Consider the following 25,965-nt stretch of genomic DNA (forward strand, 5'->3'; position numbering starts at 1 on the left):
AGATGACCCGGGCGCACAGCGCCCGGGCATTAATAATAAAGCTGTACTTTTTTATTAGGGACATGACATGGGAATGAAGATGCCTTACTGGTGGCTCTCGTGCTGCCTGATATCTGTGCCCGCTTTCTGCGCAAATCCGGCGGCAACCATCAATACCGGACAGCTTCGCGAAACGCAGGAACTCCCCTCGCTCAACGGTCGCGTGGCCCCGGTGGCTGGCAACGCCGCGCCCGGCTCATTACAGCTTGGCGAGGCCGTCAACCGTGCCGTCACCTGGCATCCGGCCATCAGCGAAGCCGTGGGCAAACTCTACCAGCAGAGCGAAGAGGTGGACGTCGCGAAGTCAAAATACTATCCGCAGATAAATGCCGGCGTGGACAACGGGTATTCCCACGACGGCGACCAGAACGGCTTTACGCCGTCGCTGGTGCTTTCCCTCTCACAAATGCTCTACGACTTCGGCAAGGTGGCCAGCCAGGTGCGCGCCGAAAGCGCCGGCGTGGCCCAGCAGCAGGCTAACGTGCTGGTGAGTATCGACACCATCGCCCACGATACCGCCGTCGCCATGGTACAGGTGCAAACCTGGCAGCAGATGGTCGACACCGCCAAAGAGCAGCTTGACGCCCTCTCCTCCATTGGCACGCTGACCCGCCAGCGTAACGACGAGGGGGCTACGTCGCTCTCTGACGTGGTACAGACCGATGCCCGTATCGAAGGCGCGCGCGCCCAGCTGATGCAATACCAGGCCAGCCTGGACAGCGCCCGCGCGACGCTGATGAGCTTTCTCGGCTGGAACAGCCTGAACGCGATCAGCAACGACTTTCCGCAAAAGCTGGCCCGCAGCTGCGATGTCGCCGAGCCGGACGACCGCCTGGTTCCCGCGGTACTCGCCGCCTGGGCGCAGGCTAACGTCGCCCAGGCTAACCTCGACTACGCCGACGCGCAGATGACGCCCACCGTCTCGCTGGAGCCGGAGGTGCGCCACTACATGAACGATCGCTACGCGGGCAGCGACACGCGGGATCGCACCCAGTATTCCGCCTGGGTGAAAGTGCAGATGCCGCTCTATCAGGGCGGCGGCCTCACCGCCCGGCGTAACGCCGCCGGACATGCGGTGGAGGCGGCACAGTCCACCATTCAGCGCACGCGCCTTGACGTTCGCCAGAAACTGCTGGAAGCCCGCAGCCAGGTGATGAGCCTGCAAAGCACGCTGCAAATTCAGGGTCGCCAGGAGGCGCTCAGCGCCCGCACCCGCGAACTGTACCAGCAGCAGTATCTGGACCTCGGCTCGCGCCCCCTGCTCGACGTGCTCAACGCCGAACAAGAGGTTTATCAGGCGCGCTTCACCCAGCAGCAGACCGTTGGTCAGCTGCACCAGCTGCAGCTCAACTGCCTGTATAACACCGGGCAATTGCGTCATGCGTTCGACCTTGATAACCGCACCATCCAGACCGTGGAGATCCAGCCATGAAGCAGCGTGATATCCCGCAAGGTGAAAACATGACGGATGCGGCCCTGGCCCAGTGGGCGCAGGCCTTTGGCTTTATCGCCACCCGCTACCGCGTCGCTTGCTCGCCCGGCGCGCTGATCGCAGGCGCACCGTGGCTGAAAGGCAAACCGATGGTGCCCGCCCTCACCCAGCTGGCGCGTGAGGCGGGGCTGTCGTTTCAGCTGCTCACCGCTGACCAGCAGTCAATCAACAGCTGGCGTCTGCCGGTGGTGGTGGCGCTGAATGACGGCCGGGTCGGGGCGATCGAGCACTTCGACGGCGACGATACGCTGGAAGTCAGCTTCTTCGACGACCAGACCTACACCAACCGGCTGTCGATGACGGCCATGCTGCCCGCCATCCGCCACGTCATTGCCCTGCGTCCTCTCGCCGCGCTGAAGGACAGCCGCGTGGATGCTTATATCTCAAAATATCGCCCGGACTGGCTCTACCGGCTGGTGATGCGCGATCTCCGCCCCTACAGCTGGGTGATGCTCGCCGCGCTGTTTATCAACGTGCTGTCGCTTTCCGGGATCGTCTTTTCCATGCAGGTGTATGACCGGGTGATCCCCGCCCAGTCCTACCCGACGCTGTACGTCCTGACCATCGGGGTGCTGATCGCCACCCTGTTTGGCTTCGTGCTGCGCGTGGCGCGCGGGCACATTATGGATCTGCTGGGCAAGCGCTCGGATATGCGCGTCTCGGATCGCGTCTTCGGCCACGCGCTGCGGCTGCGCAACAGCGCGATTCCCCGATCCACCGGGAGCTTTATCTCACAGCTGCGCGAGCTGGAGCAGATCCGCGAGATGGTCACCTCGTCCACCATCTCGACGATTGTCGACCTGCCCTTCTTTCTCCTGTTCGTGGTGGTGCTGGCGATCATCGCCCCACAGCTGGCGTGGATCGCCCCGGTCGCGGCGGTGATCATGGTTCTGCCCGGCCTGCTGCTGCAGAAAAAGCTGGCGGAGCTGGCAAAGCAGTCGGCCCATGAATCGACCCTGCGCAACGCGGTGCTGGTGGAGAGCGTGCAGGGGCTGGAGGACATCAAGCTGATGCAGGCGGAAAACCGCTTTTTGCAGCAGTGGAACAGCTATATCCAGATCACCGCCGAATCCGGCCTGCGCACCCGCGAGTTGACGCAGAACCTGATCAGCTGGGGGATGACCATCCAGAGCCTGGTTTACGCCGCCGTGATTGTGGTCGGCGCGCCGATGGTGATCGACGGCACCCTGACCACCGGCTCGGTGGTCGCCGCCTCGATGCTGGCCTCCCGCATGATCGCCCCGATGGCGACGCTGTGCGGCGTGCTGGCCCGCTGGCAGCAGGTTAAAGCGGCAAAAGAGGGGCTGGACAGCATCATGCAGCTTCCCACCGAAAACCAGCGCGAGGAGACGCCGATCCGCCAGGACGTGCTGCGCGGCCACTACCTCTTCGAGCAGGCGCAGTTCCGCTATCAGCCGGACGATCCGCGCATGGCGCTGCGCATTAACCGCCTCGAGATCGGGCCGGGTGAGAAAGTGGCGATCCTCGGGCGCAACGGCGCGGGCAAATCGACCCTGCTGCAGGCGATGGCGGGCGGGATGGATCTGGCGGCGGGCGAGCTGCGGCTCGACGGCTTCAGCCTGCCGCATCTCGACGTGGCGGACGTGCGGCGCAACGTCGGCTTTATGACCCAGAACGCGCGGCTCTTTTACGGCACCCTGCGCGAGAACATCACCCTCGGCATGCCGCGCGCCACCGACGAAGAGATCTTCGAGGCGCTGGAACTGACCGGCGCGGCGGGCTTCGTGCAGAAGCTGCCCAAGGGGCTGGACTACCCGATCATGGAAAACGGCGTGGGACTCTCCGGCGGGCAGCGCCAGTCGATTCTGCTGGCGCGAATGCTGCTGCGCGATCCGAATATCGTGCTGATGGATGAACCCACCGCCTCGCTGGACGAGCATACCGAGCGGGAATTTATCCAGCGGCTGGGCGACTGGCTCGGACACCGCACCCTGATCGTCGCCACCCATCGCGTACCGGTGCTGGAGCTGGTGGAGCGCGTGGTCGTGTTGAAAGAGGGCATGCTGGTGATGGACGCGCCAAAAGCCCAGGCGCTGAGCAACAGCCGTATGCAGCAGCAACAGCAGCAGGCAGCAACCGGACGGGAGTGGAAAAATGAAAATCAGTCAGCGTGACGTGGCGGCAATGGACGATCTGGATAACGCCCTCGACTCCGAAAGCGGCTACACCGGCGCGCGCCGGATCGTGATCTTCTCGCTGCTGATGTTTGTGGTGCTGGGCGTCTGGGCGTGGTTTGGCGTGCTGGATGAGGTGTCAACCGGATCGGGGAAAGTGATCCCCAGCTCGCGCGAGCAGGTTTTACAGTCTCTCGACGGCGGGATCCTCACCGAGCTGAACGTCCACGAGGGCGATCAGGTGCAGGCCGGCCAGGTGCTGGCGCGGCTTGACCCTACCCGTTCCGAGTCAAACGTCGGCGAAAGCGCGGCGCGCTACCGCGCTTCGCTGGCCTCCAGCGCCCGTCTGTACGCCGAGGTGAACGATCTGCCGCTGAAATTCCCGCCGTCGCTGGCGAAATGGCCGGATCTGATTGCCGACGAAACGCGGCTCTACAACTCGCGCCGCGCGCAGCTGGAGGATACCCAGCGGGAGCTGCGCGCCGCGTTAGATCTCGCCAACAAAGAGCTGGCCATTACCCAGCGGCTGGTGAAAACCGGGGCCGCCAGCCACGTGGAGGTGCTGCGCCTGCAGCGGCAGAAAAGCGATCTGGAGCTGAAGCTCACCGACGTGCGTTCGCAGTATTACGTCCAGGCCCGCGAGGCGCTCTCCAAAGCCAATGCGGAAGTGGATATGGTGTCGGCGATCCTCAAGGGCCGCCAGGATTCCGTCACCCGCCTGACGGTTAAATCTCCGGTGCGCGGGATCGTCAAAAACATCAAGGTCACCACCATCGGCGGGGTGATCCCGCCCAACGGCGAGCTAATGGAGATTGTGCCAGTGGACGATCACCTGCTGATCGAAACCCGCCTCTCGCCGCGTGATATCGCTTTTATCCACCCGAACCAGGAGGCGCTGGTCAAAATCACCGCCTACGACTACGCCATTTACGGCGGGCTGCACGGCGTGGTCGAGACCATTTCCCCGGACACCATTCAGGATGAGGCCAAGCCGGAGGTGTTTTATTACCGGGTGTTTATCCGCACCAGCCAGGATTACCTGGTCAATAAGGCGGGCAGGCATTTCTCGATTGTGCCGGGGATGATTGCCACGGTAGACATTAAGACCGGCGAGAAAACGGTGCTGGATTATCTGATTAAGCCGTTTAACCGGGCGAAAGAGGCGCTGAGGGAGCGGTAGTCAATCGCCGGGTGGCGGCTGCGCCTTACCCGGCCTACATGGTTTTCTCCCTCTCCCTGCGGGAGAGGGTTGGGGTGAGGGCATCAGACCGGAACCCTGGCGACATACACTCCAACATAGCGCGCAAATTTCCCGATAAAGACGCCGGCAAACATGCCGCCGGAGACGATCGCCAGCGCGCTCATGGCGGGCTGCTGCATCGTCTGGGGAGAGACCGCGCTCATCACGCCCAGCACATACTTCACCCCGAACGCCAGCATCATAAACGGCAGCGCGGTGTAGTCGGCCTGGCGGTAAAGGCTGCGCGGCGCCTCTGCGCGGGTAATCACAGCCTGCTTCATCAGGACATACCCCAGCGCGGCACCGGCAAGGATCCCCGCCGTCCACAATGCAACAGTCCCGGGAGTCAGCGTGCGATAGACTATCAGATCGTAAATATCCCAGATAAGAAAGATGCCCGGAATAATGGCAAGCCGCTCCAGCGTCACGGTGGCGGGCCGTCGGGCTTTAAGGCCGCGGGAGATAAGGAAGATAAACAGCACCCACACCCAGACGGGCGTGTGCTTCACAACACCGATCAGAAATTCAAACATGGAGTTCTCCATGGACGATTGCGGCCCGTGCCGCCCTGAACGCGTATTGCGCATAACGGCAAAACCACCGTTATGCGCAGGTCTTTTACAGCGATTTTTTCAGGCGTCGAACCGCTTCTATCAGCTGCTCATCCGTTGGGGTGACGAATGACATGCGCAGCGTTGTCTGGTCCGGCTCGTTGCAGTAGAAAAATTCGCCCGGCACAAAGACCACGCCGTTGCTTAAGGTTTTTTCCAGCCAGCGGGTAGTGTTCATGCCGTTGTTCATTTTCGCCCACAGGAACATGCCGCCCTTCGGCTTGTGGAACGACATCACGTCGCCCAGCTCGGCTTCCAGCTCCGTGGCGAACGTCCGGTATTTCTGGCGATAGGCCTCGCGGATCGTTTTAATCTGATCGGCCAGACGGCCGGTCTTCAGGTACTCATATGTCATCAGCTGCGACAGCGTGCTGGTGTGCAGATCGGTGGTTTGCTTAAGGTTCACCACCGCGCGCTTCAGCCACTCCGGTACCACCACCCAGCCCACGCGGGTACCCGGCGCGAGGATTTTAGAGAAGGTGGAGGTATACACCACGTTCTCTTCGTTGCCGATATCTTTGGCATGGGCAATTAACGGGCGGAAGAGGTCATCGGTATAGTTAATTTCGCTGTACGGATCGTCTTCGATAATCACGAAGTCATAGCGCTTCGAGAGTGCCACCAGCTGTTTACGGCGCGCCTCAGACAGCGTAACGCCACCTGGGTTACCAAAGGTTGGAACGATATAGACCGCTTTGATGGTTTTCTTTGCCACCAACGCCTCAAGTTCATCGACCTTCATGCCGTCACCGTCGGTGCCGACGGATTCAAAGTTGGCCTGCGCCAGGCCAAAGACCTGCAGCGCAGCAAGATAGGTTGGACGCTCAACGACAACCGTATCGCCCGGATTAATTAACGCGCGCGCCAGCACGTCCAGAGATTGTTGAGAGCCGGAGGTAATGACGACATCATCGGCCTTACAGGTGATGCCGCGCCCCTCGCAGATGCGTTTAATTTCTTCGCGCAGCCCCGGCACGCCTTCCGTCAGGCCATACTGGAATGCTTCCCCAAAATGCTGCGATAAGACGGCATCAGAGGCAATTTTCAGCCCTTCGCGATCGAACAGGTCCGGGTTTGGGATACCCCCACCCAGCGAAATCACGCCCGCCATTTTGCTATGTTTTAATAATTCACGGATGGCAGAGGATTGCAGGCCCTGCGCGCTGCGGGCGAGTTTGTTTGCAGACATTCTTTGATTACCTTCTTTTTTTATATTGTGCCCAATCTTAGCAGAATATGGGCAATAAATTCCGTCAGCTTAGGCAGCGGCCGCAAATCCTGACGCCACAGTAAATGCACCGGCCTCGGCGCGGGCGTGAACGGCTCCAGCACCCGAACCAGCCTGCCGCTTGCCAGCTCTTCCGCCACCAGCACCTCCGGCTGCAGCAACAGCCCCGCCCCCGCGCGCGCCGCCATGCGTAAGCCATAGCCGTCATTGCATCGTAAAACGGCATCGCGCTTCCAGCGCACCTCCCCTTCCACGCCCGGCAGCCGCCACTCGTTGCGCGCGGTCCACACCGTGTGCGAAAGACAGAGGTGATCCACCAGATCGTCTGGCGTTTGCGGCGTGCCGTGTTGCGCTAAATAGTCCGGCGCGGCACAGATCACCATGTTGTAGGGGCACAGGTATTTCGCCACCAGATCGTCATTACGAATGTCGCCAATGCGAATGGCCAGATCGACGCCCTCTTCCACCAGATCGACCATCCGGTTAGTCAGATCCAGCTCGATGCGTACCTCCGGGTAGCGCTGCAAAAAGGATGCCGTCAGCGGGGCGATCGCGCAGCCGCCAAACGACGTAGGCGCCGTGACGCGCAGGGTTCCTGCGGGCGTGGCACGCAGCCGTTCAACCGCGCTTTCGGCAATCGACACCTGCTCCAGAACCCGTCGGGCTTCTTCAAAATAAACGCGTCCGGCATCCGTCAGGCTCTGACGGCGCGTGTTACGCTCCAGCAGTCGGGTGCCCAGCTGTGCTTCCAGCAGCGCAACGTATTTGCCCACCATCACCGCCGACATCTCCAGCCGCGCCGCCGCGCCGGTGAAGCTGCCGCTTTCCACCACGGCAATAAACGTCTCCATGCTGCGAAGCTTATCCATATTCCAAACCTCTGGTTAGCAATCTTCTAACTTTAGCCCAGTTTATCCGACTTTTAATTTATTAAAGAATGAAGGCTCACAACATAAGGAGTCGGCTATGAAAATCGTCATTATTGGTGCCAGCGGTACGGTCGGTCGTGCGGTAAAGGATGAGCTGAGTCGTCGCCACGAGGTCATCCGCGTGGGCCGCACGCAGGGCGACGAGCAGGTAGATATCACCTCGCAGGCGAGCGTTCAGGCGCTGTTTGAGAAAATCGGCCCGGTGGATGCCATTGTGTCCGCCAGCGGCGGCCTCTACTTCGGCCCGCTCGCGACCATGAAGGACAGTGACTTCAACCAGGGCCTGCAGGATAAGCTGCTCGGGCAGGTGCGTCTGGCGCTGACCGGCCAGCACTACCTGAACGAAGGCGGCTCGATTACGTTGATAAGCGGGATCGTGGCGCACGAGCCGATTGCGCAGGGGGTAAATGCCACCACGGTGAATGCCGCGCTGGAAGGGTTTGTTCGCGCCGCAGCCTGCGAACTGCCGCGCGGGATCCGCATCAACCTGATCAGCCCAACGGTGCTCACTGAATCGGTCGACACGTACGATGGCTTCTTCCCGGGCTTCGAAAGCGTGCCTGCCGCCACGGTGGCGCAAGCCTATCGTCGCAGCGTGGAAGGCGTGCAGACCGGGCGGGTGTACAAGGTCGGCTACTGAGCCTTGCGGGCGGCGATCAGCACCAGCATCGGGCGCTCCGCCTCTTCGGCCAGCGCGGGCCAGGCGTCAATCTGCGCCTGCGTTGGCCCCCATTCGTTGACGTTGCTTATCGTTAATCCGGCCTTGATCAGCGCGTTAAGCGTGGTGCCCAGCGTGCGGTGGTATTTGATCACCCCGTCCGCCAGCCAGTTGCTGACGCGCTGGCCTTCGTCCTGATAATGATTCACGCCCCAGAACCGCTCGCCGTTATCATCGGTCAGCCAGCCCTGACGCGAGGCGCAGGTGTAAATCGGGTGCTCCATGGAAAAGACCAGCCTGCCGCCGGGCTTGAGCGCGCGCTGAACCCTGGCGAATAACGTGTCCAGTTCCGGAAGGTAGTGCAGCGCCAGCGAGCTGTAGACGAGGTCGAGGCTGCTTTCGTCGAGCTTGAGAGCGTCCAGATCGCTGCGCTGATAGTGAATCTGTGGATCCGCCGTAAGCTCCGCTGCGCGGGCGAGCATCTTTTCGGAGATATCAACGCCCGTGACCTCAGAGGCGCCCAGTTCGCGCGCCGCGCGGCAGAACCAGCCGTAGCCGCAGCCGAGATCGACAACCGATTTACCGGTTAAATCCGGCAGCATGGCCTTAAGCGCGGGCCACTCCGGCGCACCGTCCAGCCCCTGCACCGAGCGCGGAAGCTGGGCGTAGCCTTCGAAAAACGCCGGGTTGTCGTAGATGTTTTGTGCCATGGCAGATCCCTCTTTAATAATGTGACTGCCAGTATAAAACATTGCCGGGTGGCGCTGCGCTTACCCGGCCTACGATTTGAGGGTTTCAGTAGGCCGGGTAAGGCGAAGCCGCCACCCGGCTCGCTTTTAGCCCACCGTACCCCAGACCAGATTGCCCTTATGGAACGTCGCGGTGCGCGGGGAGATGCGCGCCACGGCTTCGGCGGAACAGGAGGCGTCCACCAGCACAAAGCTGGCGTCGTCCTGCGCTTTCGGCCACACGCGTTCACCTTTGTCGTTCAGCGGCAGCACGTCGCCGGTCGCAATTCCCAGCGCGCGGGAGAGCGTCTGTTCGTTCGGGCGGATGTAGAGCTGGGCGTAGAGATTCGCTTTTTCCAGCATGTCCCCCAGACCGTACGGCGACCAGTGGTCGATTACGCTGTCGGTGCCGGTCATCACAAACACGCCTTTATCGCGCAGCTGCTTCAGCGGCATATGCAGGGTGCCAATCGGCACGGTGGAGGCGATAGTCACCTGCTGCGCCGCCATGCGGGTAGCAATCTCATCCACCTGTTGCTCGTTGAGCGTCGCCAGCGCGAAGGCGTGGCTGATGGTCAGCTTGCCCTTCAGTTGCGGGGTTTTCTCCACCGTTTCGACCATGTAATTCACCGCCGCCACGCCCGCCGGGCTGGTTTCGTGCAGGTGAATGTCCACCCCTTTGTCGTAGTCCAGCGCAATCTGGAACATCAGATCGAGAGATTTCTCCATCGCCCCGTCGACGTTGGTCGGGTCCAGCCCGCCCACGTAGTGCGCCCCGGCCTGCATCGCTTCGCGCATCAGCTTTTCGGAATTCGACAGCAGCAGCCCGTGCTGCGGAAACGCCACGATCTCGCAGTCAAATCCGGGCTTGCGGCGCGCCAGCACCGCCTGCAGGTTTTCGAGATTCTTCAGGCCGGAAACCGGCTCGATATTGCAGTGGCTGCGGGCGAGGGTGGAGCCTTTCGACTGGATCAGGTCGATCAGCTTTTCCGCACGCTCCTGGGTGTAGGGTTGGAGCTCAGGCAGCAGCTTCTGTTCCAGGCGGATCATATCCTGAATGGTGGTGCCCGCCGGGCGGTTGAGGGAGCGCCACGGGCCGCCGTAGAAGGTTTTATCCAGGTGAATGTGCATGTCGCGCATCGCCGGAAGCATCAGCTTTTTACCCGCGTCGTAGTGCGGCAGGGTCGCGTCGGCGTGGCTGCCGTTATCGCGCAGGGCGACAATTTTCCCGTCTTTGATCTCCAGCGTTTTCAGCTCGGTGCGGGTGCTCGTCGCCACGCTGCCGTCAAAATTAAACCCGGCTTCGAGCAGCACGTTGTCCAGATAGTAATGTTTCGCGGTGATGGTCATCGGTTTACCCGTCTCGCAGGTTGGTTTTGCGGAGTCGGCAGCATACGCGACGGAACCGGTCGCGCCAAACAGCGCGCAGGCGGTCACCATTTTGCCGCTCTGGCTGATGAATTCACGGCGGCTTTTATTTTCACTCATCTTATCTTCCTTCAGTCACAATATGGGTACCGGTTTCTCCGCGCAGCGCGGCGGGCAGGCAGTCCGGCGAGGTGATAATCACGCGCTTGCCGCCGTGGTGTAAAAACGCCAGCGAGGCGACGATTTTGGGCAGCATGCTGCCCGCCGGGAAATGGCCCTCGTCTTTGTAACGCGTCATCTGCGCCACGCTCACCGCGTCCAGCGCCTGCTGGTTCGGCTTGCCGAAGTTGATGCACACTTTTTCGACCCCGGTGGTGATCACCAGCACGTCGGCGCGGATCTCGCGCGCCAGCAGCGCGGTGGAGAGATCTTTATCGATCACCGCGTCGACGCTCTGGTAATCGCCCTGCTCAGTGCGCACCACCGGAATACCGCCGCCGCCCGCGCCAATCACCACAAAGCCTTTTTGCGTCAGGGTCTTGATCGCATCGGCCTCGACAATGCGCAGCGGCTTCGGGGAGGCCACCACGCGACGATATCCCCGGCCCGAATCCTCAACAAAGTGCCAGTCCGGGTGCGCGCGCTGCAGCTCGTCGCGCTGCGCCTCGCTGAAGAACGCGCCGATCGGCTTCGTGGGGTGCGTGAAACCCGGATCGTTTTTATCCACCTCCACCTGCGTGACGACCGTGACCGCTTTTTGCTCCCCGCGTGCGGCCAGGCGGTTGTTCAGCGCCTGCTGGATGAGGTAGCCGATGCCGCCCTGGGTGTCCGCCACGCAGTTTGCCAGCGGCGTCAGCGGGAGCCCTTCCCGCTCGTGGGCGATTTCGGCGCGGCGCAGATCCAGCCCCACCTGCGGACCGTTTCCGTGGGTGAGCACGATGTCATAGTCGGAGGCCAGCATTTCGAGCACCGACTCTGCCACCGCTTTAACCGCCTGCGCCTGATGTTCAATCGACTGGCTGGCGTTGTCTTTGATAATGCTGTTGCCGCCGATGGCAACGACCATAAGCTCTTTCATACGTGCTCCTTCGCAACAGTACCCGACGCAGCGCTCGTCACTTCCCGGCTGTCGAGAAAATGCTTCACCACAAACATGCCGCCCATCATCAGATACGCGGTGACGAACATCAGCGAACTGCCTTCGGCAAAGCCCACCACCGGCGCGTGGATCACCCCGAACAGCGCCAGCAGTGCCCCGCCCGCGGCAGCCACGGCGCCGCGCAGCGGTTTATTGATGATGGCGAAAATGGCGATACAGCCCCAGAGCATACTGGCGAGCGGTGCCCCGTTCCCCAGATGGACGAGTCCTTCGTAGTAGATCCCTTTGCTGTGCAGCACGTCGGTACCGATTTTGGCGGCATTGGTGCCCGCCGCCCCCATCACGCTGTTCATCATGGTCAGCGCCCAGTTGGCGATCCACGGGAACAGGCAGATGAAGATCACCGGCACTTCCACTTTCGGCGTCTCCCTCACCACCTGGTTGGCGGTGACCACGCCGATAAACACCAGAATCGGTACGATGGCGGTCATCGGGATGATGGCGAGCATAAAGGCTCCCAGCCCGAACAGCGGCACGATGAACATGGTCACGCCGGAAGCCAGCGTGTAGCCGATGCTCGCGCCCATCGCTTTCCAGCCCGGGTGGCCGACATAAACCGTCACCGGGAACGGGTTCCCCATCAGGCAGCCGAGCATCGACGCCAGACCGTTTGCCAGCATGACTTTACGCGTCGGGTATTCATCCCCCGCCGCATGGGCACTTTCGATGTTCTCCAGGTCAAAGATGTAGTTCGCCAGCCCCAGCGGCACGGCAGAGGCCAGATACGGCAGCGCATGCGGCAAGCCCTGCAGGAAGCCCTCCACATGCACCTGCGGCGGGTTAAAGCCGAACGATGACATGGAGGCTTTGATCGCTTCCGGGCTCTGCAGGCCGGAGATCCACGCCAGGGCCGTACCGGCAATCAGCAACAGCAGACCGGTCGGGATTTTGGCGAAAATCGGCTTTTTACCGAACCAGTTAATAAAGATCAGCAGCAGCACGATAAACGACACGGTGGGCGCTTCGAACGCCTGCAGCATCGGGTTCATCGCCAGCAGCAGCAGGCCCAGGCCGGAGAGGCACGACAGCAGCACGGTGCGCGGGATCATTTTGCGGATGGTTTCACCGAGGAACGAACCGCCCGCCAGGATCATCGCCTCCACGAAGCACCACACCAGGCCAATCTGAATCGCGAACTCCGCATCGCCCGTTTGCTGATAGACCGGCATCAGCACCAGGAAGGTCACGGTAAAAATTGACGGCGCGCTGGGGCCGGACGGCAGCGCGGTGACGTCCGTACGCCCGGTCTGGCGCGCCATCTGCATGCCGAACCACGCATAGCAAATACTCGCGGCCAATACCGCCAGCCCGAAGGCTGGCGCAATGCGTCCATAAACAATCTCCTTCGGGATGCCGACGACAAAAATGAGCAACCCCATCATGGTCAGCAGATTGGTCAGGTTGTTGGTCATCAACCCGAAATACGCCGCCCAGTCACCTCTTTTCCACTCCAGTTTCATGTTTTTCATGGATGCATGCCTTATAAAAAGTAGCGATCGCGGAAGGTCAACAGCGCCTTTTCAAAACAGCTAAACGGCGGGTGAACGATGCCCGCCCCTATCATGCCGATGCCCGCGTCTTTGTGGGCAATGGCGGTATTGATGACCGGCAGAATGCCGCTGCCCGCGACCTTCGTGATGTCGATGGCGGTCGGGATCCCCATAAAGGAGAGCAGCGGAATGGTGACGTTCGGGTTTTCGCCAAGGGTGATTTCGCGCATCTGACGGGAGAAGTCGATGGCTTCCTCCACCGTGCCGCCCACCAGCGCCACGATTGCCGGTGCCGTCGCCATCGCAAAGCCGCCGATGCCGTAGGTTTCGGTGATCGCGCTGTCGCCGATGTCCAGCCCGGAATCCTCCGGCTTATAGCCCGCGAACATCGGGCCAATCACCTGCTGCGCCGGGCCGGTGAACCACTGCCCCGGCAGGCCGGAGACGCGCAGGCCGAACTCGTAGCCGTTGCGCGCCATGGTGGTCACGACGGTGCTGTATTCAATGCCGTGGGCAGCGTCCAGCGCGGCTTTACACATCGCCATCCACGTCGGGCCGGAGAAGTAGTCGCTGCTGGCGACAAACTCGAACACCTCGCGCTGCTGCTCAACCGGATAGCCCGCCTGGATCAGCCCCGGGGTCAGCGCCTGGATCAGCAGCGTGGTGCCCGCATTGTTGCGGTTGTGGCACTCGTCGCCCATGTGCAGCGCCTGGGCCAGCATCAGGCGCAGGTCGATTTCGCCGATAATGTTCATGGCGTCGCGCAGCATCGGGCCGAGCACGTCGCGCATCCAGTTCAGGCGATCGATGACGCTCTGATCGTTGGCACCCATGCGCAGGATCTTCGCCATCTGCTCGCTGAGGTTGGTGAACGCGCGGTTGCCGTAGGTTTTGTTCTCCACGATGTGCATAAACATCGACGCAGAGGTGACGCCCGCCATGGAGCCCACGCAGTCATGCTCGTGGCACGGCGAGAAGGCGATCTCCCCGGAGGCGGCAAGCCGTGCCGCGTCGTCCAGATCTTTCGCCAGACCTTCAAACACCAGCGCACCGGTGACCGCGCCCTTCATCGCGCCGCACATGTTTTCCCAGGTAACAGGCGGACCGGCGTGCAGAATGGTGGTGTGGGTCATCCCCGGCACAACGTTAATCGCCTGGTCATACCCCACCAGCACCGGATGGGACTGAATAATGCGCTCAAGGGCGATTTGGTTAGCGGCGGCGATCTTCTCCGCCAGCGGTTTTTTCGCCAGCTGGTCGAGCGCTTCCACCACCTGCATATTGCCCTGCCCCGGCGGCGTCCAGTCGAGCTGGGTCACGGGTACGTGCTGCTTTTTAAGATCGTCGCTGAACATCGCAATGCCGATGTTAATGACGTTCAGCGGCTGGTTGAATAAGGTGGTCATTATACGTTCTCCCCTTTGCAGACAAATTCGCGTGCCAGTAATCCGGTATTGGTGCTGCTGCTGGCCCAGATGACGCCTGCGTCGGTCAGCCGCTGGCACTGCTGCGCCAGCGACTGCGGATCCTGGTCGGTGCCGAGCACGTAGCCGAGGATCTCAAGCGGACGGTTATCGGCCTTCGCGATGGCCTGCGCCTCTTTGATCGCCTCGATCATCACCCCTACAGGATCCTCATGCGCGCCGAAGCCCAGCACGAAGTCCATCACGATGACGCCCACTTCCGGATCGCGCGCCTCCTGCAGCAGGCGGCTGATGCGGTTGGTCGGGTCGATCATCGGGTGCGGCTTGCCGTTGGTGAACTCATCGTCGCCAAAGTCGAGGAAGGTATGGGCTTTACTGACGCTTATGTCGCTCAGGCGCTTAGCCGGATCCGGCTGGATGTTGCTGTAGACGTCGTCGAATTTCGCAAGCGCCGCAAACATCGCCTCGTCGCACAGGGTGCCGCCGCAGAACAGGCCGCGAATGTACTTCTGCTGCGGGGTCAGGCGGGCGCGCACCTCTTCGATCAATGGCCAGTTGAGCGGGTGCAGATCGAGGGACTCTTTTTTGATGCCGGTAAGCAGAACGGCCTTGAGCGCCGCCTCTTTGGTGCCGCGCGCAAACTGCAGTCCGTCCTCATCGGCGGGCGGTTCATTGCGCCCGAGGAAGCAAACAACCACCGGCTTGCGGCAGGCTTTGGCGCGGGCCAGCACCTTCTCTGCCACGGCTGGCGCCGGCGGCTTGGAGATCAGCGCAATCACCTCTGTGCCCTCGTCGGCTTCCAGCATGTCGATGGCGTCGAGCATCATCAGGCCGCCGATCTTCGCGCTAAGATCGCGCCCGCCGGTGCCAATCAGCTGCGACACGCCACCGCCGAATTCATGGATGCGCACGCTTAGCTCCTGGCTGCCGGTGCCGGACGCGCCGACGATGCCAATCGGCCCGCGACGCACCGCGTTGGCGAAGCACAATCCCGCGCCGTTGATAATGGCGGTGCCGCAGTCCGGCCCCATCATCAGCAGCCCTTTCTGGTGCGCCAGCTGCTTCAGCGCCAGCTCGTCGTCGAGCGACACGTTATCGGAGAAGAGCATCACGTTGAGATCGTGTTCCAGCGCCTGGCGCGCTTCGCGGGCAGCGAAGGTGCCGTTGACGGAAATCACCGCGAGGTTGCTCTCCGGGCGATGTTTTTTGGCGCTGGCAATCGTCGCGTAGCGCGCTTCATGGGAGCCCGCGGGCTCTTTACGCGTAAACAGCGCTTCGATGGCCGCCAGGGTTTCATCATTTGCCGCGTCGCCTTTAATGACGATCATCAGGTCGCCGTTTTTCGCCTCATTTAATTCCGGCGTTAACAGCCCGAGGTTTTTTAATACGCCCTTATTCATCTCCGTCGCCATGGCGACAAAGGCCTGCTCGACGCCCGGCAATTTATTGGCTTTGGTGGAAACGGACATTAATGACACGGAGTCATAATACGTATTCTTTTTAATCACGATTTTCGTTGGCATTATTTGCACCTGTTTACGGATAAAAGGAGGCCGCCGTCGTGCAAAATGCACGTCGGTAAAAATGCTTTTTTAAATTAGCGGCCAGCCGGAACGGGCTGACCGGTCGTGTTACGCGCCCGCCGCCAGCAGCAGGTCGGCAATCTCAGTGAAGCCTTTCTCCCGCGCCAGTTCGAGCGGGGTTTTGCCGTATTTGTCGGTCATGTGCGGGTTCGCGCCGTGATCCAGCAGCAGCTTCACAATCTCTTGCTGTTTCGCACCGCCGTCGTTTAACACGATGGCTTCCAGCAGCGGCGTCCAGCCGACAAAGTTGGTGTGGTTAACGTTAATGTCGGTTTTTTCCAGCAGCTCGCGCACGATCTCCACGTGCCCTTTTTCACTGGCAGGGGTAATGCCCACGCCGCCGAAGCGGGTAAGGCGGTCGAGATCCGGATTCGCGGGTAATACCAGCCGCAGGAGGGTTAAATCGTTCGTCAGGCAGCTGATCAGGAAGGGGTTAAAACAGGTCTGGTCCTGTTTATCAATATCTGCCCCGGCGGCAATTAATAACGCCACGCAGGAATAGTGTTTTTTCAGGCTGGCAATCGTAACGGCGGTTCTTTTCTGGCGGTTAGTGGCGTTAATATCCACGCCTTTTTCCAGACAGGCTTTTAGCGCATCGCTATTTCCCTCTTCTGCCGCCAGCAGAAATTCCGTAACCAGTTCAGTTGCAGACATATTCAGACTCCCGATGTTTTATTGCTCTTGACCCGAGAATAGCAACAGCCTGGTCATAAAAGAATCCGCTTAAAAATGATTCATCGACAGTGAATTCATTGTTGAGATAAATTTAACAGTCGGGATAAAACGTGCGTCCGTGCAACCTTTTTCTTATGTTTAACCGCTTTTTAGCGCCTCAGGCTGCATTATTCTTATGGTTGAAAAAGCCTTGCATGACGGGGCTCTGCGTAAAGAGTCAGAACTGTGATCGGCTTCAAATGTGTTGTAAAGGCGTTGTTAAAATATGTTCAAAACTGATGACTGAGGAAGCTGTGATATGAATTCCATCTTTACCGAAGAGAACCTGCTGGCCTTTACCACCGCCGCACGCTTCGGCAGCTTCAGCAAGGCGGCTGCCGAGCTGGGGGTCACCACCTCGGCCATCAGTTACACCATCAAGCGGATGGAAACCGGGCTGGACGTGGTGCTGTTTGTGCGTAACACGCGCAGCATTGAGCTGACCGAGTCCGGGTTCTACTTTTACCGCAAAGCCACCGACCTGCTTAACGACTTCCACGCCATCAAGCGCGGGATTGATACCATTTCACAGGGCATCGAGGCGCGGGTGCGCATCTGTATCAACCAGCTGTTATATACGCCGCGCCATACCGCGCGGCTGCTCCAGGTGCTGAAAAAGCAGTTTCCTACCTGCCAGATCACCGTCACCACGGAGGTCTATAACGGCGTGTGGGATTCGATCATCAACAACCAGGCCAATATCGCCATTGGCGCGCCGGACACGCTGCTCGACGGCGGCGGAATTGACTACACCGAGATCGGCGCCATCCGCTGGGTGTTTGCCATTGCGCCGGCGCATCCGCTGGCGTTCGTTCCGGAACCGATAGCGGAGAGCCAGCTGCGCCTGTATCCCAACATCATGGTGGAAGATACCGCACACACCATTAACAAGAAGGTGGGCTGGCTGCTGCACGGTCAGGAGGCGATTCTGGTGCCGGACTTTAATACCAAATGCCAGTGTCAGATCCTGGGCGAAGGGATAGGTTTTTTACCGGAGTATATGGCGCGGGACGCGGTGGAAGATGGGCTGCTGGTGACGCGGCGTATCAATAACCCGCGTCAGGATTCGCGCATGCTGCTCGCCACGCAGCATGCCGCGACAGGCCAGGTCACGCGCTGGATCAAACAGCAGTTTGGTCCAGCGGGGGTGCTGACCGATATCTATAGCGATTTACTGTGGCGCGCTTAGCTTTTGCTCTGTACCCAAAACGCGTGTATGAGGCCGGGGAAGTAGCCCAGCAGCGTCAGAAGAATGTTGATGATAAACGCCCAGCCAAGCCCTTTGCCCAACAGCACGCCCAGCGGCGGTAGCAGGATGGTAAAAACAATACGCCAAAAACCCATATTAAAACCCCGTGCAAGCTAATCCATTGAAAATAATAGAGAGAACCCTTTCTAAGCATAGCCAGTTTACCTGTCTGCGCCAGATCCCTGCTCCGCGTTTACCCTCTTTTACGCTTTTTACGCTGGCGTAAGGCGCACAATTACTTTAGCATTGCCTTAATTAAGTAAACGCTAAAGTACTATGACTGAACTCGAACAGCTTCAGGCCAGCGCAGAGCAGGCCGCAACGCTTTTAAAAGCGATGAGCAACCCGCGTCGGCTGCTGATCCTCTGCACGCTGTGCGGCGCCCCCGGCACCAGCGCGGGGGAGCTGGCCCGCGCGACGGGCCTGAGTCCTTCCGCCACGTCGCAGCATCTGGCGCGCATGCGTGAGGAAGGCCTGATCGCCAGCACCCGCGAGGCGCAGCGCATTCTCTATTTCATTAAAAACGACGCGGTGCATCAGCTCATCAGCACCCTGAAAACCCTTTATTGCCCGTAAGGAGCCGCCATGTCACTTCCCCTTCTTTCGCCGCGCGAGGCCAATGCCCGCATCGCCGATGGCGCAAAACTGATTGATATTCGTGATGCCGACGAGTACGCCCGCGAGCATATTCCCGCCGCGCAGTCCGTGCCGCTGAATACCTTACCCGGCGGACTTAAAACGCAGGCGGGCGAAACGGTGATTTTTCACTGCCAGTCTGGCGCCCGCACCTCAGGCAATGCCGATCGCCTTGCGCAGGCGGCCGCCCCCGCTCAGGCATTTGTGGTCGAAGGAGGCATTCAGGGCTGGAAGCAGGCGGGTCTGCAGACAGTCGAAGACAAAACCCAGCCGCTGCCGCTGATGCGTCAGGTGCAAATCGCTGCCGGGCTGCTCATTCTCTGCGGCGTAGTGCTGGGCTATAGCGTCTCAGACGGCTTTTTCCTGCTCAGCGGCTTCGTGGGGGCCGGGCTGCTGTTCGCCGGTGTAACCGGTTTTTGCGGCATGGCGCGGCTGCTGAAGGTGATGCCCTGGAACCGGCGTACCTCATAAGCAGTAATCGGTGAAATACGCTGTACCCGGTGTCATACGTGGGCTAAGGTGAAGATCGCTAAAACGATGAGGAGGTAATATGTTTTCTGTCGGTGATTATGTACAACCGCGTAAAGGCGGCCCGAAGCTGAAAGTGCTCGAAGTGAACGGTGAAAGCGTGGTGGCGGTACAGGCCAGCAATGAACAAGGCGAGAAATATACCCTGAAAGCCGCCGAGCTGGCGCCGTATACCGAAGACGGTGATTTCGGCGTCTGCTGAAAAGAGTGCCGGGCGGTATGTTCCGCCCGGTTCACGCATTAGATCAGAAAATCATCCAGTGATTTCCCCTCTGCCAGCGCGCTGGCAATAGGCTTCGGCGTACGGCCCTGGCCGGTCCACGTTTTCTCTTCACCGTTCTGGTCAATAAAGCGGTATTTCGCTTCACGCGGCTTACGCTTTTTCGTGGATTTACCCGTCTGCGCCAGTTCAGAGCCCAGCAGATCGGTCGGTGAAATACCATCGGCTTTCATCCGCTCCAGCAGAGCATTAATTTTCTCCTGCTGCTCGGCTCTCTGCTGCTCTAATTCCGCCAGCTCACTACGTTTCTCTTCAGCAACGACCCTGACTTTTTCCAGCATTTCCTCAAGAACGTCCAGGGATAATTCGCGTGCCATGGCGCGCAGAGTTCGGATATTATTAAGATTCTGTAACGTCAAAGACATATTATTTGAAAACCTTTTGTTTAGGGTAAATAGATAAATCACCGACAGAATAATTCATTTCCGCTGAAATATCTACCCGCAGGCTGGCCAGTCAATAGCGTAAATATGTTTACTGTCGCCGTTAATATTATCTTATAACGTCTGAGCGATACGCAGGGATTCAATCATCACTGCAATATAAAGGGTCAACCTTAATCAAAATTTCAGCATTCTTCGCTCCCCACAAAAGCACTGACTCACCTTTCAACATCAAGATAGTTAAGCCAATGATTTAAAACCAAAAATCATCGCACGAGACAGATTATAACGAAGCGAACAAAAAACCATCAATTTTAGAGAATTTTGTGGACAAAACGCGATTAAATAAAAATTAATCACTAGTTGTTACTTCAAACGTAGAGATATACGCTATACACGTCAAACAAACCAACCTAAAGCACTAACCGCTTCGGGAAAATCGTTTCTTTTGTGTTCTTCTCAAGGAGTTCAGACATGTTCTCACCGCAATCACGCCTTCGCCATGCTGTGGCGGATACTTTCGCGATGGTTGTTTACTGTTCCGTTGTGAACATGCTGATCGAAATATTCCTCTCCGGAATGTCCTTCGAGCAGTCACTTTCTTCTCGTCTGGTGGCGATTCCGGTCAATATTATTATTGCCTGGCCTTACGGTTTATACCGCGATGCCGTCATGCGCTTCGCGCGGCGTGTCAGCCCCGCAGGCTGGGTGAAAAATCTGGCAGACGTTCTGGCCTATGTGACGTTCCAGTCGCCGGTTTACGTGGCCATTCTGCTGACGGTGGGCGCGGACTGGCACCAGATCGCGGCGGCGGTCAGTTCGAATATTGTGATTTCAATGCTGATGGGGGCGGTATATGGCTATTTCCTCGACTACTGTCGCCGCCTGTTTAAGGTCAGCCAGTACAGCCAGGCTAAAGCGTGATGTGAAGCGACTGGCGCAGGCCAGTCGCAAATTTACTGTACGTCGCCAAACAGTCCCTTCAAAAACCGTTCCAGCGCCATACGCGAGCTGAAACCATGCGGAATACCATAATGCTCATGCGTCTCTCCGCCTAAATAGAGCGGAAATTGCTGATAATGATCGCAGGTTTTAATATCCGAGGCAGGCTCAGCAAATGACAGACTTCTGTCTTTCAGCGTCGGGTGAATAATGAGAGCGGTACGTCCCATTCTTGCTTCACGATTAACGTAAACATAATTCTCGCCACGGCGATATCCATACGCTTTTGGCGTCACCTCATCCATGGTGAATCCCTCTTTTTCAAGAACGCGTGCCACCTCGTCAGGTCGTAAATACATATCTTTTCCTCGTTATCTTTTCCTGCCCGGCAACCTTACAGTATTCAGCATTAGCAGGGCTTTCAGAATAGTCCATAAACTGGCGGATATCGCGTGATGCGCTTCAGATATTAAATTTCTGAACTAAACTGAACGGGAACACAAAATTACGGAGGATCGTATGTTTAACAGACCGAACCGAAACGATATTAACGACGACGCTCAGGATATTCGTAATGATGTCAGCCAATTAGCAGACACGCTGGAAGAGGTGCTGAAATCCTGGGGAAGTGACGCGAAGGACGAAGCGGATGCCGCAAAACGTAAGGCTCAGTCTCTGCTCCGTGAAACCCGCGCACGCCTAAATGGCCGCACGCGTACCACACAGGCTGCCTGCGATGCCGTCAGCTGCGCAACGACCTTCGTGCGCGAAAAACCGCTCTGCACGCTCGGCACGGTAGCGGCAGTCGGGATCTTCGTCGGCGCTCTGCTTAGCCTGCGTAAGTAAGCGCGAGCCATTAGCCCCGGTCGCCGCTGGCGCCGGGGCTTTTTAATGCCCGCAAGCCTGAAAAACCCGTACAACACCCCCTGCCCCGCTGTGCTCATCATCAGGGCATCATCAATCTAAATTTCCCATATCTTGTATGGTTGAAACTTAAGACAACTACATCTAGTATTCCTTTTAGCAAGATACACACAACCTGACGCGATGATTCGCGCCGCTCTCTCATTTTAAATGGAAATACGAATCATGAGCATTATTATTTACACTCGTAACGATTGTGTTCAGTGCCACGCGACCAAACGGGCGATGGAAAGCCGCGGCGTGGCGTTTGAGATGGTGAATATTGACCAGCAGCCCGAGGCCGCCGATACCCTTCGCGCGCAGGGTTTCCGTCAGCTTCCGGTGGTGGTGGCCGGGGAGACCAGCTGGTCTGGCTTCCGTCCGGACATGATCAACCGCATCGCCGCGCAGGCCGCACGGGCATGATTCGGCTGGTCTTCTTCTCCAGCAGCTCGGAAAACACGCTCCGTTTTATTGAGCGCGTCGGGCTGCCTGCGGTGCGCATTCCCCTTAACGAGCGGGAGCGCATCCGGGTAGGAGAACCGTACATTCTGGTGGTGCCCAGCTACGGCGGCGGCGGTACGGCGGGCGCTGTGCCTCGCCAGGTGATCCGCTTTCTGAACGATCCGCATAACCGCGGGCTAATCCGAGGCGTGATCGCGGCGGGCAATCGCAATTTCGGCGATGCCTTTGGCCGCGCCGGAGATGTCATCTCTCAAAAATGCGGCGTGCCGTATCTCTATCGCTTTGAGCTGATGGGGACGCAGCAGGACGTCGAAAACGTGCGTAAAGGAGTGAACGAATTTTGGCAACGACAACCGCAGAACGGGTAATACAGGCGACGCCGGATTACCACGCATTAAACGCGATGCTTAACCTCTATGACCGGGAGGGACGCATTCAGTTTGATAAAGACCGTGAGGCGGTGGACGCCTTTTTTGCCGCCCACGTGCGGCCCAACAGCGTGACCTTCGCGAGCCAGGATGAACGTCTCGACCACCTGGTTAACGAAGGTTACTACGACGCACGCGTCCTCACCCGCTACGCACGCGCCTTCGTCGTGAAGCTGTTTGAACGCGCCCACGCCAGCGGCTTTCGTTTCCAGACGTTCCTTGGCGCGTGGAAGTTCTACACCAGCTACACCCTGAAGACCTTCGACGGTAAGCGCTACTTAGAAAGCTTTGAAGATCGCGTGGTGATGGTCGCGCTGACCCTGGCGCAGGGCGATGAAGCGCTGGCGCAACAGCTCACCGACGAGATCCTCTCCGGCCGCTTCCAGCCCGCCACGCCGACCTTTCTCAACTGCGGCAAAGCCCAGCGCGGTGAACTGGTCTCCTGCTTCCTGCTGCGCATTGAAGATAATATGGAGTCGATAGGCCGCGCGGTGAACTCGGCGCTGCAGCTCTCCAAACGCGGCGGCGGCGTGGCGTTTATGCTCTCGAACCTGCGTGAAGCGGGCGCGCCGATTAAGCGCATCGAAAACCAGTCCTCCGGCGTGATCCCGGTCATGAAGATGCTGGAAGATGCCTTCTCCTACGCCAACCAGCTTGGCGCGCGTCAGGGCGCGGGCGCGGTTTATCTGCACGCGCACCACCCCGACATTCTGCGTTTCCTCGATACCAAGCGCGAAAACGCCGACGAAAAAATCCGCATAAAAACCCTGTCGCTGGGCGTGGTGATCCCGGATATCACCTTTAAGCTGGCTAAAGAGAATGCCGACATGGCGCTCTTCTCGCCGTATGACGTCGAGCGGATTTACGGCAAAGCCTTTGGCGACGTGGCGATAAGCGAGCTGTACGACGAGCTGCTGGCAGACGATCGCATCCGCAAAAAAACCATCAACGCCCGCGATTTCTTCCAGACGCTTGCCGAAATTCAGTTTGAGTCCGGCTATCCGTACATCATGTACGAGGACACGGTGAACCGCGCAAACCCGATTGCCGGACGCATCAACATGAGCAACCTGTGCTCGGAGATTTTGCAGGTCAACAGCGCCTCCCGCTATGACGAGAATCTGGACTACGCGGAGATCGGCAAAGACATCTCCTGCAACCTCGGGTCGCTGAATATCGCCCACACCATGGATTCCCCCGACTTTGGCCGCACGATAGAAACCGCCATTCGCGGGCTGACGGCGGTGTCGGACATGAGCCACATCCGCAGCGTGCCGTCCATCGAGGCGGGCAACGCCGCGTCGCACGCCATTGGCCTCGGGCAGATGAACCTGCACGGCTACCTGGCGCGGGAAGGCATCGCCTACGGCAGCCCGGAAGGGCTGGACTTCACCAACCTCTATTTTTACACCGTCACCTGGCACGCGCTGCATACCTCGATGATGCTGGCGCGCGAGCGCAACCAGCGTTTCGCGGGCTTTGAACAGTCGCGCTACGCCAGCGGAGAGTATTTCAGCCAGTATCTGGAAGGCGACTGGCAGCCGAAAACGGCGCGAGTAAGGGAGCTGTTTGCCCGCGCCGGGATCGTTCTGCCGACGCGCGAGATGTGGCAGCAGCTGCGTGATGACGTGATGCGCTACGGCATCTACAACCAGAACCTGCAGGCGGTGCCGCCAACCGGCTCTATCTCCTACATCAACCACGCCACGTCGAGCATTCACCCGATCGTGTCGAAGATTGAAATTCGCAAAGAAGGCAAAACCGGACGCGTTTACTACCCTGCCCCGTTTATGATCAACGAGAACCTGGCGCTGTATCAGGACGCATACGAGATTGGCCCGGAAAAAATCATCGATACCTACGCCGAGGCGACGAAACACGTGGATCAGGGGCTGTCGCTGACGCTGTTCTTCCCGGATACCGCCACCACGCGGGACATCAACAAAGCGCAGATCTACGCGTGGAAGAAAGGTATCAAGACGCTCTACTACATTCGCCTGCGCCAGCTTGCGCTGGAAGGCACCGAAATCGAAGGCTGCGTGTCCTGCGCGCTGTAAGGAGAAAGGATGAAACTGTCACGCGTGAGCGCCGTTAACTGGAACAAGATCCAGGACGAGAAAGATCTGGAAGTGTGGAACCGCCTGACCAGCAACTTCTGGCTGCCGGAAAAGGTCCCGCTCTCCAACGATATTCCGGCCTGGCAAACCCTGAGCCACACCGAGCAGCAGCTAACGATCCGCGTCTTTACCGGCCTGACGCTGCTGGACACCATTCAGAATACCGTTGGCGCACCGGCTCTGATGGGTGACGCGCTGACGCCGCACGAAGAGGCGGTGATGTCGAACATCAGCTTTATGGAGGCGGTGCACGCCCGCTCCTACAGCTCGATTTTCTCCACGCTGTGCCAGACCAAAGACGTGGACGCGGCCTACGCCTGGAGCGAAGCGAGCGAGTCGTTACAAAGAAAGGCGGAGCTGGTGCTGACGTATTATCGGGCCGACGAGCCGCTGAAGAAGAAGATCGCCAGCGTGTTTCTGGAATCATTCCTCTTCTATTCTGGCTTCTGGCTGCCCATGTACTGGTCAAGCCGCGGCAAGCTCACCAACACCGCCGATTTGATTCGCCTCATCATCCGGGATGAAGCGGTGCACGGGTATTACATCGGCTATAAATATCAGAAAGGGCTGGAAAAGGTCAGCGACGCGGAGCGCGAGGAGCTTAAAGGGTTTGCGCTCGATTTGCTGATGGATCTGTACGACAACGAGCTGAGCTATACCGAGGAACTGTACGCCGGCACCGGCTGGGAGGAGGACGTGAAAGCCTTCCTCTGCTACAACGCCAACAAGGCGCTGATGAATCTCGGCTACGACGCGCTGTTCCCGCCGGAACTGGCGGAGGTTAACCCGGCGATTCTCTCCGCGCTGTCGCCCAACGCCGACGAAAACCACGATTTCTTCTCCGGGTCGGGTTCGTCGTACGTGATGGGCAAAGCGGTGGAAACCGAGGATGAGGACTGGGATTTTTAATGAACGTTAACGTTCGTTAATTTAATATAAACCCAACAATTTCCTCTCCAATATTTACAAAGCAACTACACTGTCATTTCCGTGCCCTATTCGCCTGAATCACCCGATTCAGGCGAAATTCCCCGATGCCGCAGCAAAAAATTGAGAAAAATTCAAATCCCGCTCAGCCCTTTACTCATGGGAAATTCAGCCGTTTCGCCTCCCTGAAAATTTACGCCATAAGCAAACCCAGGGTTGTCTCAGATTCTCAGTATGTTAGGGTTATGCCCGTTAACAATTTACCATGGTAATCATATCGACATAAACAAATAACAGGACACTCTCTAT

Annotated in this window: 27 protein-coding genes; 14 read left to right on the plus strand and 13 right to left on the minus strand. The window is 58.9% G+C overall.

Features of this window, described 5'->3' with window-relative positions:
• Positions 1 to 67: 67 nt before the first annotated feature.
• From L362_RS09625 to L362_RS09615, 3 genes are read left to right on the plus strand one after another with little or no spacing between them, the layout of a single operon-like run.
• Positions 68 to 1,471 carry a TolC family outer membrane protein gene (locus tag L362_RS09625; protein ID WP_023344765.1) on the plus strand — a complete coding sequence of 468 codons (1,404 nt, stop codon included), beginning with the start codon at positions 68 to 70 and terminating at the stop codon, positions 1,469 to 1,471.
• The gene (locus L362_RS09620; RefSeq protein WP_023344766.1) at positions 1,468 to 3,666 is read left to right on the plus strand and encodes a type I secretion system permease/ATPase; all 2,199 of its coding nucleotides are present in this window, start codon (positions 1,468 to 1,470) and stop codon (positions 3,664 to 3,666) included. The genes L362_RS09625 and L362_RS09620 overlap by 4 nt, the downstream gene beginning before the upstream one ends.
• A 10-nt stretch (positions 3,667 to 3,676) precedes the next feature.
• On the plus strand, positions 3,677 to 4,846 hold the full coding sequence (locus L362_RS09615) for a putative HlyD family type I secretion protein (RefSeq protein ID WP_086374946.1): 1,170 nt from the start codon (positions 3,677 to 3,679) through the stop codon (positions 4,844 to 4,846).
• An 83-nt stretch (positions 4,847 to 4,929) separates the two neighbouring features.
• Here the strand turns inward: L362_RS09615 and L362_RS09610 are convergent, their stop codons facing one another.
• The 3 genes from L362_RS09610 to L362_RS09600 form a co-directional block, all read right to left on the minus strand.
• Positions 4,930 to 5,439, minus strand: coding sequence for a DUF6622 family protein (locus L362_RS09610; protein ID WP_023344768.1), 510 nt, complete (start codon positions 5,437 to 5,439; stop codon positions 4,930 to 4,932).
• A gap of 85 nt (positions 5,440 to 5,524) precedes the next feature.
• Positions 5,525 to 6,706 carry an aminotransferase-like domain-containing protein gene (locus L362_RS09605; RefSeq protein ID WP_023344769.1) on the minus strand — a complete coding sequence of 394 codons (1,182 nt, stop codon included), beginning with the start codon at positions 6,704 to 6,706 and terminating at the stop codon, positions 5,525 to 5,527.
• A 20-nt stretch (positions 6,707 to 6,726) separates the two neighbouring features.
• Positions 6,727 to 7,614, minus strand: a complete 888-nt coding sequence (locus L362_RS09600) for a LysR family transcriptional regulator (RefSeq protein WP_023344770.1) — start codon at positions 7,612 to 7,614, stop codon at positions 6,727 to 6,729.
• 97 nt (positions 7,615 to 7,711) lie between these two features.
• Between L362_RS09600 and L362_RS09595 the strand changes: the two genes are divergently transcribed.
• A complete protein-coding gene (locus tag L362_RS09595) occupies positions 7,712 to 8,314 on the plus strand; it encodes a short chain dehydrogenase (RefSeq protein WP_023344771.1) in 603 nt (200 codons plus the stop codon).
• On the opposite strand, the gene L362_RS09590 is transcribed toward L362_RS09595, so the two are convergent.
• From L362_RS09590 to L362_RS09560, 7 genes are all read right to left on the minus strand, one after another.
• Positions 8,308 to 9,042 (minus strand): class I SAM-dependent methyltransferase, encoded by a 735-nt coding sequence (locus L362_RS09590; protein WP_023344772.1) that lies wholly within the window; start codon positions 9,040 to 9,042, stop codon positions 8,308 to 8,310. The two genes, L362_RS09595 and L362_RS09590, sit on opposite strands and share 7 nt — an antisense overlap.
• Before the next feature lie 126 nt (positions 9,043 to 9,168).
• Positions 9,169 to 10,548: an amidohydrolase family protein gene (locus tag L362_RS09585; protein WP_023344773.1), complete on the minus strand. Its 1,380-nt coding sequence runs from the start codon at positions 10,546 to 10,548 to the stop codon at positions 9,169 to 9,171.
• Between the two features lies 1 nt (position 10,549).
• Positions 10,550 to 11,506 (minus strand): carbamate kinase family protein, encoded by a 957-nt coding sequence (locus L362_RS09580; protein ID WP_023344774.1) that lies wholly within the window; start codon positions 11,504 to 11,506, stop codon positions 10,550 to 10,552.
• Complete coding sequence (locus L362_RS09575) at positions 11,503 to 13,056, minus strand: hypothetical protein (RefSeq protein ID WP_008502557.1); 1,554 nt, start codon at positions 13,054 to 13,056, stop codon at positions 11,503 to 11,505. The genes L362_RS09580 and L362_RS09575 overlap by 4 nt, the downstream gene beginning before the upstream one ends.
• Before the next feature lie 11 nt (positions 13,057 to 13,067).
• Entirely contained in the window at positions 13,068 to 14,483 is a 1,416-nt protein-coding gene (locus tag L362_RS09570; RefSeq protein ID WP_023344775.1) for a YlbE family protein, read from the minus strand.
• The gene (gene fdrA, locus L362_RS09565) at positions 14,483 to 16,024 is read right to left on the minus strand and encodes an acyl-CoA synthetase FdrA (protein ID WP_023344776.1); all 1,542 of its coding nucleotides are present in this window, start codon (positions 16,022 to 16,024) and stop codon (positions 14,483 to 14,485) included. The genes L362_RS09570 and fdrA overlap by 1 nt, the downstream gene beginning before the upstream one ends.
• Positions 16,025 to 16,132: 108 nt before the next feature.
• Positions 16,133 to 16,738 (minus strand): ankyrin repeat domain-containing protein, encoded by a 606-nt coding sequence (locus tag L362_RS09560; RefSeq protein ID WP_008502560.1) that lies wholly within the window; start codon positions 16,736 to 16,738, stop codon positions 16,133 to 16,135.
• A gap of 319 nt (positions 16,739 to 17,057) precedes the next feature.
• Between L362_RS09560 and L362_RS09555 the strand changes: the two genes are divergently transcribed.
• Positions 17,058 to 17,987, plus strand: coding sequence for a LysR substrate-binding domain-containing protein (locus L362_RS09555; protein ID WP_008502561.1), 930 nt, complete (start codon positions 17,058 to 17,060; stop codon positions 17,985 to 17,987).
• Here the strand turns inward: L362_RS09555 and L362_RS09550 are convergent.
• Entirely contained in the window at positions 17,984 to 18,142 is a 159-nt protein-coding gene (locus L362_RS09550) for a YqaE/Pmp3 family membrane protein (RefSeq protein WP_008502562.1), read from the minus strand. The genes L362_RS09555 and L362_RS09550 overlap by 4 nt on opposite strands.
• Positions 18,143 to 18,323: 181 nt before the next feature.
• Between L362_RS09550 and L362_RS09545 the strand changes: the two genes are divergently transcribed.
• From L362_RS09545 to L362_RS09535, 3 genes are all read left to right on the plus strand, one after another.
• Positions 18,324 to 18,623: an ArsR/SmtB family transcription factor gene (locus L362_RS09545; protein WP_008502563.1), complete on the plus strand. Its 300-nt coding sequence runs from the start codon at positions 18,324 to 18,326 to the stop codon at positions 18,621 to 18,623.
• Positions 18,624 to 18,632: 9 nt separating this feature from the next.
• The gene (locus L362_RS09540; protein WP_023344777.1) at positions 18,633 to 19,154 is read left to right on the plus strand and encodes a rhodanese family protein; all 522 of its coding nucleotides are present in this window, start codon (positions 18,633 to 18,635) and stop codon (positions 19,152 to 19,154) included.
• 79 nt (positions 19,155 to 19,233) lie between these two features.
• Complete coding sequence (locus tag L362_RS09535; protein ID WP_008502565.1) at positions 19,234 to 19,413, plus strand: hypothetical protein; 180 nt, start codon at positions 19,234 to 19,236, stop codon at positions 19,411 to 19,413.
• A 38-nt stretch (positions 19,414 to 19,451) separates the two neighbouring features.
• Here the strand turns inward: L362_RS09535 and stpA are convergent, their stop codons facing one another.
• On the minus strand, positions 19,452 to 19,856 hold the full coding sequence (stpA, locus tag L362_RS09530; protein WP_008502566.1) for a DNA-binding protein StpA: 405 nt from the start codon (positions 19,854 to 19,856) through the stop codon (positions 19,452 to 19,454).
• 492 nt (positions 19,857 to 20,348) lie between these two features.
• Here stpA and alaE point away from each other — a divergent pair, with 492 nt between their 5' ends.
• Complete coding sequence (gene alaE, locus L362_RS09525) at positions 20,349 to 20,798, plus strand: L-alanine exporter AlaE (RefSeq protein WP_023294397.1); 450 nt, start codon at positions 20,349 to 20,351, stop codon at positions 20,796 to 20,798.
• A 32-nt stretch (positions 20,799 to 20,830) separates the two neighbouring features.
• Here the strand turns inward: alaE and L362_RS09520 are convergent, their stop codons facing one another.
• Positions 20,831 to 21,175 carry a DUF2002 family protein gene (locus L362_RS09520; RefSeq protein WP_008502568.1) on the minus strand — a complete coding sequence of 115 codons (345 nt, stop codon included), beginning with the start codon at positions 21,173 to 21,175 and terminating at the stop codon, positions 20,831 to 20,833.
• A gap of 160 nt (positions 21,176 to 21,335) precedes the next feature.
• Here L362_RS09520 and L362_RS09515 point away from each other — a divergent pair, with 160 nt between their 5' ends.
• From L362_RS09515 to nrdF, 5 genes are all read left to right on the plus strand, one after another.
• Positions 21,336 to 21,662 carry an ElaB/YgaM/YqjD family protein gene (locus tag L362_RS09515; protein ID WP_008502569.1) on the plus strand — a complete coding sequence of 109 codons (327 nt, stop codon included), beginning with the start codon at positions 21,336 to 21,338 and terminating at the stop codon, positions 21,660 to 21,662.
• A 243-nt stretch (positions 21,663 to 21,905) separates the two neighbouring features.
• The gene (gene nrdH, locus L362_RS09510) at positions 21,906 to 22,145 is read left to right on the plus strand and encodes a glutaredoxin-like protein NrdH (RefSeq protein WP_008502570.1); all 240 of its coding nucleotides are present in this window, start codon (positions 21,906 to 21,908) and stop codon (positions 22,143 to 22,145) included.
• On the plus strand, positions 22,142 to 22,552 hold the full coding sequence (nrdI, locus tag L362_RS09505; protein ID WP_023344778.1) for a class Ib ribonucleoside-diphosphate reductase assembly flavoprotein NrdI: 411 nt from the start codon (positions 22,142 to 22,144) through the stop codon (positions 22,550 to 22,552). The genes nrdH and nrdI overlap by 4 nt, the downstream gene beginning before the upstream one ends.
• Positions 22,525 to 24,669: a class 1b ribonucleoside-diphosphate reductase subunit alpha gene (gene nrdE / locus L362_RS09500; protein ID WP_023344779.1), complete on the plus strand. Its 2,145-nt coding sequence runs from the start codon at positions 22,525 to 22,527 to the stop codon at positions 24,667 to 24,669. Before nrdI ends, nrdE begins: the two co-directional genes overlap by 28 nt.
• 9 nt (positions 24,670 to 24,678) lie before the next feature.
• Positions 24,679 to 25,638: a class 1b ribonucleoside-diphosphate reductase subunit beta gene (gene nrdF, locus L362_RS09495; RefSeq protein WP_023344780.1), complete on the plus strand. Its 960-nt coding sequence runs from the start codon at positions 24,679 to 24,681 to the stop codon at positions 25,636 to 25,638.
• The last annotated feature ends 327 nt before the right edge of the window (positions 25,639 to 25,965 follow it).

The sequence above is a fragment of the Enterobacter sp. MGH 16 genome (assembly GCF_000493175.1).
GTDB lineage: Bacteria > Pseudomonadota > Gammaproteobacteria > Enterobacterales > Enterobacteriaceae > Enterobacter > Enterobacter roggenkampii.

Excerpts from the sequence above, each read along its gene's own strand:
- L362_RS09625 (WP_023344765.1), top strand. The coding sequence starts at position 68 with ATGGGAATGAAGATGCCTTACTGGTGGCTCTCGTGCTGCCTGATATCT.
- L362_RS09620 (WP_023344766.1), top strand. The coding sequence starts at position 1,468 with ATGAAGCAGCGTGATATCCCGCAAGGTGAAAACATGACGGATGCGGCC.
- L362_RS09615 (WP_086374946.1), top strand. The coding sequence starts at position 3,677 with ATGGACGATCTGGATAACGCCCTCGACTCCGAAAGCGGCTACACCGGC.
- L362_RS09610 (WP_023344768.1), bottom strand. The coding sequence starts at position 5,439 with ATGTTTGAATTTCTGATCGGTGTTGTGAAGCACACGCCCGTCTGGGTG.
- L362_RS09605 (WP_023344769.1), bottom strand. The coding sequence starts at position 6,706 with ATGTCTGCAAACAAACTCGCCCGCAGCGCGCAGGGCCTGCAATCCTCT.
- L362_RS09600 (WP_023344770.1), bottom strand. The coding sequence starts at position 7,614 with ATGGATAAGCTTCGCAGCATGGAGACGTTTATTGCCGTGGTGGAAAGC.
- L362_RS09595 (WP_023344771.1), top strand. The coding sequence starts at position 7,712 with ATGAAAATCGTCATTATTGGTGCCAGCGGTACGGTCGGTCGTGCGGTA.
- L362_RS09590 (WP_023344772.1), bottom strand. The coding sequence starts at position 9,042 with ATGGCACAAAACATCTACGACAACCCGGCGTTTTTCGAAGGCTACGCC.
- L362_RS09585 (WP_023344773.1), bottom strand. The coding sequence starts at position 10,548 with ATGAGTGAAAATAAAAGCCGCCGTGAATTCATCAGCCAGAGCGGCAAA.
- L362_RS09580 (WP_023344774.1), bottom strand. The coding sequence starts at position 11,506 with ATGAAAGAGCTTATGGTCGTTGCCATCGGCGGCAACAGCATTATCAAA.
- L362_RS09575 (WP_008502557.1), bottom strand. The coding sequence starts at position 13,056 with ATGAAAAACATGAAACTGGAGTGGAAAAGAGGTGACTGGGCGGCGTAT.
- L362_RS09570 (WP_023344775.1), bottom strand. The coding sequence starts at position 14,483 with ATGACCACCTTATTCAACCAGCCGCTGAACGTCATTAACATCGGCATT.
- fdrA (WP_023344776.1), bottom strand. The coding sequence starts at position 16,024 with ATGCCAACGAAAATCGTGATTAAAAAGAATACGTATTATGACTCCGTG.
- L362_RS09560 (WP_008502560.1), bottom strand. The coding sequence starts at position 16,738 with ATGTCTGCAACTGAACTGGTTACGGAATTTCTGCTGGCGGCAGAAGAG.
- L362_RS09555 (WP_008502561.1), top strand. The coding sequence starts at position 17,058 with ATGAATTCCATCTTTACCGAAGAGAACCTGCTGGCCTTTACCACCGCC.
- L362_RS09550 (WP_008502562.1), bottom strand. The coding sequence starts at position 18,142 with ATGGGTTTTTGGCGTATTGTTTTTACCATCCTGCTACCGCCGCTGGGC.
- L362_RS09545 (WP_008502563.1), top strand. The coding sequence starts at position 18,324 with ATGACTGAACTCGAACAGCTTCAGGCCAGCGCAGAGCAGGCCGCAACG.
- L362_RS09540 (WP_023344777.1), top strand. The coding sequence starts at position 18,633 with ATGTCACTTCCCCTTCTTTCGCCGCGCGAGGCCAATGCCCGCATCGCC.
- L362_RS09535 (WP_008502565.1), top strand. The coding sequence starts at position 19,234 with ATGTTTTCTGTCGGTGATTATGTACAACCGCGTAAAGGCGGCCCGAAG.
- stpA (WP_008502566.1), bottom strand. The coding sequence starts at position 19,856 with ATGTCTTTGACGTTACAGAATCTTAATAATATCCGAACTCTGCGCGCC.
- alaE (WP_023294397.1), top strand. The coding sequence starts at position 20,349 with ATGTTCTCACCGCAATCACGCCTTCGCCATGCTGTGGCGGATACTTTC.
- L362_RS09520 (WP_008502568.1), bottom strand. The coding sequence starts at position 21,175 with ATGTATTTACGACCTGACGAGGTGGCACGCGTTCTTGAAAAAGAGGGA.
- L362_RS09515 (WP_008502569.1), top strand. The coding sequence starts at position 21,336 with ATGTTTAACAGACCGAACCGAAACGATATTAACGACGACGCTCAGGAT.
- nrdH (WP_008502570.1), top strand. The coding sequence starts at position 21,906 with ATGAGCATTATTATTTACACTCGTAACGATTGTGTTCAGTGCCACGCG.
- nrdI (WP_023344778.1), top strand. The coding sequence starts at position 22,142 with ATGATTCGGCTGGTCTTCTTCTCCAGCAGCTCGGAAAACACGCTCCGT.
- nrdF (WP_023344780.1), top strand. The coding sequence starts at position 24,679 with ATGAAACTGTCACGCGTGAGCGCCGTTAACTGGAACAAGATCCAGGAC.